Genomic DNA, 11,770 nt, shown 5'->3' on the forward strand with positions numbered 1-11,770 from the left:
CCTGGACCCCATGACAGGTCAGGGCCGGTTGGAGTCCATCGACATCACGCGTCTGCGCTGGTTCGTCGCTGTTGCCGAGGAGTTGCACTTCGCCCGGGCGGCGCGTGGCCTGGGCATTTCCCGGCAGCGTTTGAGCGGCACGGTCATCGAGCTGGAGGAAGAGCTCGAGACCAAGCTGTTCGTGCCCGGCGCGCAGCCGACCCAGCTGAGCGAGGACGGTCATGCGGTGCTCGAGCAGGCCCGGGCGCTCATCGCGGCCGCGCCGCCGGAACCGGTCGCCGCCCCGGAGGCGGTGGATCGCCTGCGCGTCGGTTTCGTCCCGGGCGTGACCGTCACCAAGTGGGAGCGCATCTGGGGTGAGCGTTTCCCCGAGGTCGCCCTCGACCTGATCCCGGTTCCGATGAAGGAGCAGGAGACGGCGCTGCGCACGGACGCGGTCGACATGTGCTTCGTGCGCCTGCCCATCGACCGTGACGGCATGAGCGCGATCCCGCTGTACCGCGAGGTCCCGGTGGTCGTGGTCCCCAAGGACCACCCGGTCGCCCTGTTCGATCAGGTCGCCACCACCGATCTGGCCGACGAGCGCATGCAGGACGCCGCCGACCTGGACGAAGCGGCCATGACCATGGAACTGGTGGCCGCGGTGAGCGGCGCCGCCATCGTCCCGCATTCGATCGCCCGCCTGCACCACCGTAAGGACCTGGTCTACCGCACGGTCACCGATGTGCCCGAGACCGAGATCGCGCTGGCCTGGCCGGCCGACCGCACCACCGAACTGGTGGAGGAGTTCGTGGGCGTGGTGCGCGGCCGCTCCCAGCGCAGCACCCGCTCGCCGTCGGGTAAGCAGCCGGACAAGGCTGGTAAACAACAGTCCTCGGCCAAGCGCAAGCCCGTCCCCGCGAAGCAGCCCGCGGCCGCGGCGAAGTCGAAGCAGGGCGGCGCGAAGAAGCCGGGCAAGCGGCGCCCTCGCTGAATCCCCTTGTGAGGGCCCGTCTCCCGTTCGGGAGGCGGGCCCATTTCGCGTGTGCGGCTCAGGGATCGGGCTGGAGAAAGTTCAGGGTGGTCTCAGGGTTGCTCTATACGTATACGTCTACTTATAGTGACTGAAGACGGCGAACGGCCGTCGGCAATCGCTGAGATCGACTGCGGCGCAGCGGGTATGACGCCCGCGGTGTCGTGTCGTACACGCATGCCCATATATGCATCCACGAATGATTCGGAGCACGTCATGGCCCTCGAAATGGACAAGCCCGCCACCGATCTGGTCCCCGATCCCCTCCCCGAGGGCATGCGTGAGATCACCCTGCGCGTCGGCCCCGGCGGCGGTCGCACGCAGCGCTTCGTCGGCCGCCCGCTGGCGGACGGCCGCAAGGTCACCGGGGAGGGGAGCGAATCGGTCCAGGTCTTCCAGAGTCGCAAGGGCAAGCTGGTCGTCCACCGGCACTTCCTCGACTGGACGGACTTCGCGCGGGCTACCCGGAACGCCGCGGAGGAGCGCAAGGACGAGTACCTGACCGTCCGGAAGGGTTCCGATCAGTCGGAGCTCTCGCTGATGACGGAATGGCTCAAGGGTTTTGGGGGGTGGCGCGAATTCCTTCAGTTGGGTAAGGATGGATACGGCGACTTCACCGTCGACATCGTGGACTCGCCGGGGGAGTTGCGTGATCTTGTTCCGGCGAAGGTCTACCGGATCGTCGCCGATGCGTTGGACAACCCGGCATCCCAGGTCCTCGACATCTGAATAGCGCGGCCGAAACCCCCCGAAAGGACTTCTCCCGCATGTTCTCCGGACTAGGACGCCTTGTCGTCCGATTCCCGTGGCTGGTGATCGGCGCGTGGCTGATCGCGATCGTGGCGGTCGTCGCCACGGCGCCCAAGCTCACCGCCACCACCGAGCAATCAGACTTCCTGCCTTCGCACTACGAATCCGTCCAGGCGATGGAGTTGCAGCAGAAGGCCTTCCCCAACAGCAACACCCCGGCCGCGCTGATCGTCTTCGAGCGCTCCGACGGGGCGCCGCTGACCGACCAGGACGCGGCCACCATCGCCGCGACCGCCACCAAGCTGTCCGAGCGGAACATCAAGGACGTCACCGGCGTCCAGGCGCTGCCCCCGTCGGAGACCAAGGCCATCGGCGTGGTCGCGGTCGGCATGACCAAGCAGACCGACCAGGCGGCCAAGAACCAGACCGACGCGGTCAAGGCGCTGCGTGACGCTCTGAAGGAACAGGTCTCCGGCACCGATCTGAAGGCCGGCGTCACCGGCACCGCGGCTCAGATGCTGGATCAGCAGGATTCCAGTCAGAAGGGTCTGGCCATCATCGGCATCGCGACGGTGGTGCTGATCCTGGTGTTGTTGCTGGTCATCTTCCGCAGCCCGATCATCGCGCTACTTCCGATCATCGTGATCGGCATGGTGTCCGCGCTGGCGAACGGCGTGATCGCCGCGGCCAGTGAGGCATTCGATCTCAAGATCGACAACTCGGTGCAGTCGCTGCTGGTCGTGGTGCTGTTCGGCGTCGGCACCGACTACATCCTGTTCCTGATGTTCCGCTACCGGGAGCGCCTGCGCGCCGGTGAGGACCCGAAGACGGCCATGGTCAGCTCGGTCACCCGGGTCGGCGAGGCCATCACCTCGGCCGCGGCGGCGGTGATCATCGCCTTCGGCGCGCTCACCCTGTCCACCCTGGGCATGTTCCGGTCCATGGGCATCGCCCTGGCCATCGCGGTGGCGGTGGCGCTGCTGGCGGGCCTGACCCTGGTCCCCGCGATCGTCTCGCTGTTGGGCACCAAGGTGTTCTGGCCGTCGAAGGCGTGGCAGACCGAACCCGAGGGCGCGCGGTTCCGGGCGGTCGGCAATGCGCTGGGCAAGCGTCCGGCGGTGTTCGCCGCGGTGTCCGGCGGCGTGCTGCTGGTGCTGGGCGTCTTCGCGCTGGGCTTCAACCCGACCTTCGATCTGAGCTCCGGCTCGACCTCGAACGCGGCCGAATCCACCGTGTACGGCAAGGAATTGCTCAAGGGCATGCCCGCGGGCAGCACCCAGCCGTCGCAGGTCTACCTGCGCGCCGAGCAGGGCACGCTGAACCAGGGCGAGCTCGACACCTTCCGGGCGGCGCTCACCGGTGTGAAGGGTGTGGGCCAGGTGTCGCCGGCGACGCTGTCGAAGGACAGCGCGGTGGCCGAGTTCCAGGTGACCCTCGCCGACAAGCCGGAATCCGATGCCGCGCTGGACACCGTGAAGGGTCCGCTGCGCGACACCGCGCACGGTTCGGCCCCGGCCGGCACCACCGCGGTGGTGGGCGGTATGACCTCGGTGTTCGTCGACTTCCAGCACGCCATGAACCGTGACTACACGGTGGTGTTCCCGGTCGCGGGTATCCTGATCATGATCGTGCTGGCGCTGCTGCTGCGCAGTGTGGTCGCGCCCTGGTATCTGATGGCCTCGGTGTTCCTGGGCTTCGCGGCGACCCTGGGTTCCGCGGTGCTGGTGTTCCAGCGCATCCAGGGCGAGCAGGGTCTGATCTTCCAATTGCCGTTGATCATGTACCTGTTCGTGGTGGCGCTGGGCACCGACTACAACATCCTCATGGTGGCCCGTTTGCGGGAGGAGGCCCGCGAGGGCAACGATCCGCACGCCGCCGCGGCGCTGGCGGTGCGGCACACGGGTCCGACGGTGGCGGCGGCCGGTGTCATTCTGGCGGGCACTTTCGCCTCCATGATGCTGGCGGGCAATTCGGTGCTCTCCCAGATGGGTTTCGCGATCTCGCTGGGTATCACCATCGCGGCGTTCGTCATGGCGATGTTCTTCACCCCCGCGGTGACGGCTCTGGTCGGCCGCTTCGCCTGGTGGCCGGGACACGGCGGGGATGCCGAAAATCCGCCCGTGTGGGATGCCGAATGGTCGGAAACCGATGTGGTGAGCGGACAATCGCGACACTAAGTTTCGAATAGGTATCCGAATAGGCTGGCCCGCTTCTCCTTTCGAGAAGCGGGCCAGTTCGCTGATACCGTCTTCGTCAGTCGATTCCCGGTGGCAGTGGGATCGCCTGGTGAGGGGATAAATGAATGAGTAAGTCCGACAGTGCTGTTCAGGAGGGGGCCTGTACCGGCAATGACCGGTATACGGAGGGCTTCCGGGTATTCGAGCAATGGCAGTTGCAGCGATACCGCAATGAGCGCCATGTGCAGCATCCGGTTCGCAGCCTGCGCCTGGGCTGGCGATACCTGACGCTGAGTCACTATTTCGGTGCGGTGCCACCGATTCGGCTCTGGTGGCGGTCCCGTTTCGGCGGACCGCGCGCTTTGCCCGACTTCACGTGTGTGGGAGCACTGAAGAGCGGAACAACCGATCTGGCAGCCTATTTGATGCAGCATCCGAGCGTGGTGGTGCCGCTGACGAAGGAGATCGGCCACGGTTTCCCGGCCGCCTGGGGGCCGTACCTGCCGACCGAACGGGAGAAGGCGGCGGTCGCCGAGCGCACCGGCCGGGCGCTGGTGGGGCATTTCGATCCGCTGCTGCACGATGTGCCGCTGATCGACAACCTCCGCGAGTCCAGTCCGGGCGCGAAGGTCATCATCATGCTGCGCGATCCGGTGCGGCGGGCGTATTCGCACTACAAGTGGGATCTGTTCCTCAGTGGTGAGAACGGTTTGCGCAGTGGGCGTTACGGCGAGAACTTCGGCGAGTACGTGTCGCTGGCGCTGGGGGCCTTCCCGGGTCCGCCGCCGCCGACCATGCTGCCGACCATGCCGATGCTGGCGGCCGGGATCTATGTGAATTCGGTGCGGCGCTGGCTGGACACCTACGGCCGCGAGAACGTGCACCTGGTCGCGGCGGAGGACTTCTTCGCCGATGTGTCCAGGACGGTGTGCGGCATCCACGAGTTCCTCGGGCTGCCCGCGGTGGAGCCGGAGCTGCACGCGGAGGTGGTGAACCGCAATCCGCTGGAGTATCCGCCCGCCGAGGCCGAGTCGCTGGGCCGGTTGCGGGAGTTCTACCGCCCGTACAACGAGGAGCTGTTCGAGCTGCTGGGGCGCGATCTGGGGTGGAACCACCCGGCCTGAGCTGGTCTGACAGAAACGTGTTTCACTTTTTTCGCGAAAGTGCCTCGGGCTGAACTGGACAACCGATACAGTTCGGTCCGACGCACAGACTCGGTTCGGCGTGGCCCAACCCGCCGAACCGACCCGGGCCGGCTGACCATAATCCTCTGTTCCCAGGTCAGCCGGCCTCCTCTTCTTTCGCCGGAGGGGCCGCCGCTAGCGCACAGTCACGTGCCACACCACCGCGGCGGCCAGCGCGCCCGCGCCGTTCACCGCCCAGTGCAGTGCGATCGGCGCGAGCAGGCTGCCGCTGCGCCGCCGCAGCCAGGTGAAGACCATGCCCGCCCCGGCCGTCGCCAGCACCGCGAGCCCGATCCCGAGGATCTGCCCGGCCGGGCCGCTGCCCAGGAATCCGGTGAGGCCCTTGTTGCCGCTGGTCAATCCCAGTGACGAGGCAATGTGCCAGAGCCCGAACAACATCGACCCGGCGGCGAACACGCCGCGCGCGCCGACCACGCGATCCAAGGTGCCGTGCAGCACGCCGCGGAAGGCGAGCTCCTCCGGAATCGCGGTCTGCAAGGGGATGACGATCATGGACGCGATGAGCGCGCCCGAGACCGCGGCGTAGCGGTCGTTCAGGAAGAACGGCCGAGTGATGGGCAGGGCCGCGCCGATGGCCACGGCGGCCAGCACCACGCCCACCGCCGCCAGCGCCCAGACCGAGCCGCGCCGCCACTGGGAGGGGGAGAGTCCCAGCTCCGCCCAGCCCAGTCCGCGCCGCCGGACCATGGCCACCAGCACCACCGCGGCAATCGGCACCGAGAGGATGCTGGCCCACTGGTTGGTGAAGTGCGCGATGAGGTTGGTGCAGGTCAAGACGACGACAACGACGGCAACGTCCACGTAGGCGTGCAGCTTGTGGCCGGTAAGGGTGGGCGCTTCCGGCAGTGCCACCGCCGCGCCGTTATCGTTTCGAGACATCCCGGCCAGTGTACGAGCGAATTCTTGGAATCCGCTTCGATTGTGGTTAATCGCTCGCCCAGCCCACGGGGTCGTCCCAGGCCCGCAGCGTGCGCGCGGTTTCGAATCGCCGGGGCTCGCGGGTGACGGGGTCGGGGAACTCCAGCGCCGACGCCAGCAACTGCAGCGGCCGCGTGTAGTCGTCGACCGGCTTGTCGGTGAGTTCCGGGTAGAAGTCGTCGCCCAGGATCGGGATCCCGAGACTGTTCATATGGATGCGGATCTGGTGGGTGCGCCCGGTCCGCGGTCGCACCCGGTAGCGGCCCAGCCCGTTGCGGTGGTCGAGGAGTTCGATCAGCGTCTCGGCGTTCGGCTCGCCCTCCGTCTCGTAGGCCTTGAGCACCTGGCGTTCCTTGACGATGCGGCTGATGACCGTGCGCGGCAGCTCCAGCTCGGGATCGAAGCGCGCGATGGCCTCGTACTCCTTGTGGACCAGGCGCTTGTGGAACATGGTCTGATACGCCCCGCGCCGAGCCGGATTGATGATGAAGAGCACGAGTCCGGCGGTCACCCGGTCCAGCCGGTGCGCGGGCACCAGATCCGGCAGGTCCAGTTCGCGGCGCAGCTTCACCAGGGCGGTCTGCAGGATGTGCTGGCCGCGGGGGATGGTCGAGAGGAAGTGCGGCTTGTCCACGATCAGGATGTCGTCGTCGCGATGAACGATGCCGATCGGGAAGGGGACCTCGGTCTCCTCGGGCAGATCGCGGTGGAACCACACCGCGCCGCCGGGCACGTAGGGGCTGTCGAGGGCGATGGGTCCCGCCAGGTCGACGATGCCGCCCTCGCGCAGCAGTTCGTCGATGCGTTCGGGCCGGACCCGGGGCAGCCGTTCCACGAGGTGGTCGCGGATGGTCGCCCAGTCGCCCTCCTCGGGTAGCCGCAACCGGGCCGGATCCAATCCGTGCCGCTTCGGTAGCGGTGGTTGCTGCCTGCGTCTCACCTGGGAAACCCTAGCCCCCGGGTATGTCCGGATTGCGGGGTACGGTGGGCCGACGCCTGGAATGTCCGGGTCAGCGCAGTGATCGGGGGTCTCGTGTATCCGAACGACCAACAGCCTCAGGGTGTGCCGGGCCAGCCCGGTCAACCGCAGCCGGGCCAGTACGGCTATCCGCAGCCCGGGCAGCCGGAATACGGGCAGCAGCAGCCCTTCTATGGTCAGCCCGACTACGGCCAGCCTCAGCCCGCGTACGGTCAGCCGGATTACGGTCAGCCCGGCTATCAGCCGATGCCTCCCGGCTATCCGGTGGCGCCGCCGCCCGCGCAGGGCACCAATGGCTTCGCCATCGCCGCGCTGATCTTCGGTCTGCTCGGTACCTGTCTGCTCGCCGTCCCGTTCGGCGTGATCGCGCTGAATCAGACCAAGCAGCGCAATCAGGCCGGGCGGGGTCTGGCCATCGCCGGTCTGATCGCCTCGGGTCTGTGGGTCGTGTTCGCCGTGGTCATCGTGGCGATCGCCGCGGTGACCGATTCGAATACCACGGCGGCGCAGGACAATACGACCCGTACCTCGGCCCTGTCGGATTCGCCGACCTCCATCTCCATCGACGAGGTGAAGACCGGTGACTGCGTGCAGACGGTGGAGGAGAACAACCACATCCGCAAGGTGACCGTGCTGCCCTGCGATTCCCCGCACGACGGCGAGGTGATCACCCAGGTGCACCTGCCGGGTTCGTGGCCGGGTTCGGGTGACGCGTCCTTCGACAAGGCGAGCGAGGCCTGCCAGGTGCAGCTGGACAAGCTGCTGGCCTCGAGCCCGGTGGTCGAGCAGCTGGAGTCGTTCATCCTGTATCCGGCGAACGAGACGCAATGGAACAAGTCGAACGGCCGCGCGACCTGCATGGTGCACAACGCGGACGGTTCGAAGCTGACCACGAAGGTGCCGCGCTGACCCTCGGTGTGGTCGTCAAGCAAAAGTTAGCCTAACCTATCTTCTCGCCGGTGTTCGTGGGAGCGCCGGACGGATGAAGGTGGAAGGCGGACTGATGACGGTCGAGTCACCGCCCGCGGTCGAGGCGGGCCCCGAGCCGAGCGGGCCCGACGTGAAGGCCGAGGCGAAAGCGCGGCGGCAGGCGGAAGCCGCCGCCCGCAAGGAGATCCTCGCGCCGGTGCGCGGGCCGCTCACGGCCGCCGGACTGATCGTGGCCGTGGCCGCCGTCTGCTCGGTGGTCCCGTTCCTGCTGATCGTCTCGGCCTGCCGGGAGCTGCTGCGGGAGGTCCCCGACACCGATCGGGTGTGGCGGCTGCTGCTGATCGCGGTGCTGGTCCTGGTGGCCCGCGCGATCCTGCAGGCGGTCGCGTTGACCTGGTCGCACGCCGTCGACGCGCGCTATCAGCTGACCCTGCGCCGGCTGCTGGCCGACAAGCTGACCCGAGTGCCGTTGGGCTGGTTCGGCGCCCGCGCCTCCGCCGACGTGAAGAAGTACCTGCAGGACGACGTCGAGGCGCTGCACTACCTGGTGGCGCACGCGCGCCTGGACTTCATCGGTTCGGTGACCGCGCCGCTGGTGACCCTGGTGTACCTGGCCACGGTCGACTGGCGGCTGACCCTGGTCCTGCTGATCCCGCTGATCGTGTACGCCCTGTGCATGCGCGCCATGCTGGACGAGCCCGGCCGGGAGCGGCTGCTCGCCTACAACGCCGCCGAACAGCGCACCCGCGCCGCCACCGTCGAATTCGTGGACGGCATCCAGGTGGTGCGGGCCTTCGGGCGGGCGGGCAAGGCGCACAGCGAGTTCCGCGCGGCCGTCGAGGAGCAGACCGACCGGCTGCGGCGGCTGAAGCTGCCCGTCATGACGGTGCAGTCGATCTCGGACACCGTGGTCTCCCCGGTGTTCGTCATGCTGCTGGTCGTGGTGGCCGGGCTCGCGGGTGTCGGCCTGGACTGGCTGGAGCCCCTCGACCTGTTGCCGTTCCTGCTGGTCGGACTGGGCCTGGGCAGTTCGCTGCTGGGCCTGGGCTACGGCACGCAGGCGCTGCGCACGGCCGGTGACGCCGCGCTGCGTCTGCACGAACTCATGCAGACCCCGGAATTGGCTTCCGGCGCCGGGGAATCCGCGGCGCCGGACGCGCCCGCGGGCCTGATCCGTTTCGAGGGCGTGAGCTTCGGCTACCGCGCCGATCATCAGGTGCTGCGCGGCGTCGACCTCGAGCTGGCGCCCGGCACCATGACCGCCCTGGTGGGCCCGAGCGGCTCCGGCAAGTCGACGCTGGCCAAGCTGCTGCCGCGCTTCTACGACGTGGACAGCGGCCGGATCACCATCGGCGGCAGGGACATTCGCGACATCCCGAGCGCGGAGCTGTATCGCACGGTCGGCTTCGTCTTCCAGGACGTGCGGCTGATCCGCGGCACCATCGCCGACAATCTGCGCCTGGCCCGCCCCGAGGCCGACCCCGCCGAGCTGGAACGCGCGGCCCGGGCCGCCCGCATCCACGACCGCATCACCGCGCTGCCCCGCGGCTACGACTCCGAGATCGGCGTGGACGTCGTGCTGTCCGGCGGTGAGGCGCAGCGGCTTTCGATCGCCCGCACGCTGCTGGCCGACACCCCGATCCTGGTGCTGGACGAGGCCACCGCCTTCGCCGACCCCGAATCCGAGGCCGCGGTCCAGGACGCGCTGGCCGAGCTGGTGGCCGGCCGCACGGTCCTGGTGATCGCGCACCGCCTACACACCATCACCGGTGTGGACCGAATCCTGGTGCTGGAGAACGGAACCCTGGTTGAACAGGGCGATCACGCGAGCCTGCACGCCGCCGGCGGCCTGTACCAGCGGCTCTGGGAGATCAACGCGGCGGCCCTGGCCGATGTCGCGGCCACCGACCGTCCCGCCGCTCCGGTTCGCGCCGATGTCGAGGAGGCCCTCCGATGATCCGCAAGGTGCTCGGCCTGGTGCCGGGCGAATTCGCCGCGCTGACACCGCGATTGCTGCTGGCCATCGTGGCCCAGGCGCTGTCGCAGGCGGCCGCGTACGTGCTGCTGGTGCCCGTGCTGAAGGCCCTGTTCGCCCAGGATCTGGGCCGGGCCTGGTGGTGGACGCTGTGGCTGGCGCTGGCCGTGGCCGGGGTCGTGGTGTTCGGCTATCTGCAGTCGGTGCTGGGCCTGCGGGTCGGTGTCGGTATGCAGCACGGCCTGCAGACCCGGCTCGGCGATCATCTGAACGCATTGCCGCTGGGCTGGTTCGACGACCGGCACGCGGGTGAGCTGTCGCGGGTGATGGTCGAGAACGTCCGCGAGGTGCAGGGCCTGATCGCCTATCTGCTGGCGAAGATGCTGACTGGCGTGCTGGTTCCGCTGGGCGTCGCGCTGGGCATGCTGTTCGTGGACTGGCGGATCTCGCTGGCCATGCTGGTGACCGCGCCGGTGCTGTTCCTGGTGAACCTGTGGGCCAACCGTTCCTATGTGACGGCCGACGAGCGCATGCACGAGGCCGCGACCGAGGCGAACGGCCGGGTGCTGGAATTCGCTCAGGCGCAGCCGATGCTGCGTTCGCTGGGCGCGGTCGGCGCGGGCAACCGGGCGCTGGACGCGGCCCTGGCGCGCCAGCGCACCGCCGCCAACGGCATGCTCGTCGCGGCGGTGCCCGGTCTGATCGGGTTCGCGCTGGTGGTGCAGGCCGTCTTCCTGGTGCTGGTGTACCTGGTGGTGGGCCGGGCCACCGACGGCGCGATCTCGGCCGCCGCGGCGATCGCCCTGATCGCGGTGAGCGCGCGTTTCATCGAGCCGCTGACCCAGGCCGCCCAGCTGGGTGGCGCGTTGCGCACGGCCGCGGCCGCCGCCGATCGGGTGAGCGCGCTGCTGGCGGAACCGGGACTGGCGCAGCCGGATTCGCCGGTCGAGCACGCTGCCGCGCGGGTGGAGTTCGACGGCGTCACCTTCGGTTACGGCCCGGGCAAGACGGTTCTGGAGGACATCTCGTTCACCGCCGCTCCCGGCACCACAACCGCCATCGTCGGTCCCAGTGGCGCGGGCAAGTCCACGCTGCTGCGTCTGGCGGCCCGGTTCCACGACGCGGATTCGGGCTGGGTCTCGGTCGGCGGCCACGATGTCCGTGACCAGCCCGCCGAGTCGCTGCTGAGCCGGCTGGCGCTGGTCTTCCAGAGCGTCTACCTCTTCGATCGCTCTGTGCTGGAGAACATTCGTGCGGGTCGTCCGGACGCCTCCGACGACGAGGTCCTGGCGGCCGCGCGCACCGCGCGCGTGGACGAGATCGCCGAGCGGCTGCCCGACGGCTGGCAGACCGCGGTCGGGGAGGGCGGTTCGGCGCTGTCCGGCGGTGAGCGCCAGCGGGTTTCGATCGCGCGCGCCCTGGTCAAGGACGCCCCGATCGTGCTGTTGGACGAGGCGACCAGTGCGCTGGACCCGCACAACGAGGCGGCCGTGGTGCGCGGTGTGCACGAACTCACCCGGGGCCGCACGGTACTCGTGGTGGCGCACCGGCTGGCGACCATCGCGCACGCCGATCAGATCCTGTTCATGGAGGCCGGTCGCATCGTCGAACGCGGCACCCACGCGGAGCTGATCGCCCTCGACGGCCGCTATGCCGCCTTCTGGAGCGAGCGCACCCGGGCGTCGGGCTGGCGTCTGGCTCCGGTCTCCGCCTAGCGGAACGGCCCCGGATCCTTTGGGATCCGGGGCCGTTCGTGCGGACGAACCATCCGATCGTCAGAGGCCGCAGGGCATCGCGGCGGTGGCGAGGAGGCGGGACGTACGG

At 68.7% G+C, this 11,770-nt stretch carries 9 protein-coding genes; 7 read left to right on the forward strand and 2 right to left on the reverse strand.

The genetic code is table 11. The annotated features are described in order from the left end of the window. The first annotated feature begins 10 nt into the window (after positions 1-10). From ACQP06_RS04235 to ACQP06_RS04250, 4 genes are all read left to right on the forward strand, one after another. Positions 11-973, forward strand: coding sequence for a LysR family transcriptional regulator (locus ACQP06_RS04235; RefSeq protein WP_433670612.1), 963 nt, complete (start codon positions 11-13; stop codon positions 971-973). A gap of 255 nt (positions 974-1,228) precedes the next feature. Further along, complete coding sequence (locus tag ACQP06_RS04240; protein ID WP_433670614.1) at positions 1,229-1,741, forward strand: EXLDI protein; 513 nt, start codon at positions 1,229-1,231, stop codon at positions 1,739-1,741. 38 nt (positions 1,742-1,779) lie between these two features. Then, complete coding sequence (locus tag ACQP06_RS04245; RefSeq protein ID WP_433670616.1) at positions 1,780-3,939, forward strand: MMPL family transporter; 2,160 nt, start codon at positions 1,780-1,782, stop codon at positions 3,937-3,939. A 125-nt stretch (positions 3,940-4,064) separates the two neighbouring features. Further along, positions 4,065-5,063 carry a sulfotransferase domain-containing protein gene (locus tag ACQP06_RS04250; protein WP_433670617.1) on the forward strand — a complete coding sequence of 333 codons (999 nt, stop codon included), beginning with the start codon at positions 4,065-4,067 and terminating at the stop codon, positions 5,061-5,063. Positions 5,064-5,258: 195 nt separating this feature from the next. On the opposite strand, the gene ACQP06_RS04255 is transcribed toward ACQP06_RS04250, so the two are convergent. Beyond that, positions 5,259-6,023, reverse strand: coding sequence for a lysostaphin resistance A-like protein (locus ACQP06_RS04255; protein WP_433670618.1), 765 nt, complete (start codon positions 6,021-6,023; stop codon positions 5,259-5,261). 46 nt (positions 6,024-6,069) lie between these two features. Next, entirely contained in the window at positions 6,070-7,002 is a 933-nt protein-coding gene (locus ACQP06_RS04260; protein ID WP_433670619.1) for a pseudouridine synthase, read from the reverse strand. A gap of 123 nt (positions 7,003-7,125) precedes the next feature. On the opposite strand from ACQP06_RS04260, the gene ACQP06_RS04265 reads away from it, so the two are divergent. The 3 genes from ACQP06_RS04265 to ACQP06_RS04275 all read left to right on the forward strand — a co-directional run bounded on the left by ACQP06_RS04265 (position 7,126) and on the right by ACQP06_RS04275 (position 11,661). Then, positions 7,126-7,950: a DUF4190 domain-containing protein gene (locus ACQP06_RS04265; protein ID WP_433670620.1), complete on the forward strand. Its 825-nt coding sequence runs from the start codon at positions 7,126-7,128 to the stop codon at positions 7,948-7,950. A 94-nt stretch (positions 7,951-8,044) separates the two neighbouring features. Continuing rightward, positions 8,045-9,928 carry an ABC transporter ATP-binding protein gene (locus ACQP06_RS04270; RefSeq protein ID WP_433670621.1) on the forward strand — a complete coding sequence of 628 codons (1,884 nt, stop codon included), beginning with the start codon at positions 8,045-8,047 and terminating at the stop codon, positions 9,926-9,928. Further along, on the forward strand, positions 9,925-11,661 hold the full coding sequence (locus tag ACQP06_RS04275) for an ABC transporter ATP-binding protein (RefSeq protein WP_433670623.1): 1,737 nt from the start codon (positions 9,925-9,927) through the stop codon (positions 11,659-11,661). Before ACQP06_RS04270 ends, ACQP06_RS04275 begins: the two co-directional genes overlap by 4 nt. Positions 11,662-11,770 lie beyond the last annotated feature (109 nt).

The sequence above is a fragment of the Nocardia sp. CA-136227 genome (assembly GCF_050955695.1).
Lineage (GTDB): Bacteria > Actinomycetota > Actinomycetes > Mycobacteriales > Mycobacteriaceae > Nocardia.

What these genes read in the sequence shown, in the direction of transcription:
- ACQP06_RS04235 (WP_433670612.1), top strand. Translation starts at nt 11, where the DNA reads ATGACAGGTCAGGGCCGGTTGGAGTCCATCGACATCACGCGTCTGCGC.
- ACQP06_RS04240 (WP_433670614.1), top strand. Translation starts at nt 1,229, where the DNA reads ATGGCCCTCGAAATGGACAAGCCCGCCACCGATCTGGTCCCCGATCCC.
- ACQP06_RS04245 (WP_433670616.1), top strand. Translation starts at nt 1,780, where the DNA reads ATGTTCTCCGGACTAGGACGCCTTGTCGTCCGATTCCCGTGGCTGGTG.
- ACQP06_RS04250 (WP_433670617.1), top strand. Translation starts at nt 4,065, where the DNA reads ATGAGTAAGTCCGACAGTGCTGTTCAGGAGGGGGCCTGTACCGGCAAT.
- ACQP06_RS04255 (WP_433670618.1), bottom strand. Translation starts at nt 6,023, where the DNA reads ATGTCTCGAAACGATAACGGCGCGGCGGTGGCACTGCCGGAAGCGCCC.
- ACQP06_RS04270 (WP_433670621.1), top strand. Translation starts at nt 8,045, where the DNA reads ATGACGGTCGAGTCACCGCCCGCGGTCGAGGCGGGCCCCGAGCCGAGC.
- ACQP06_RS04275 (WP_433670623.1), top strand. Translation starts at nt 9,925, where the DNA reads ATGATCCGCAAGGTGCTCGGCCTGGTGCCGGGCGAATTCGCCGCGCTG.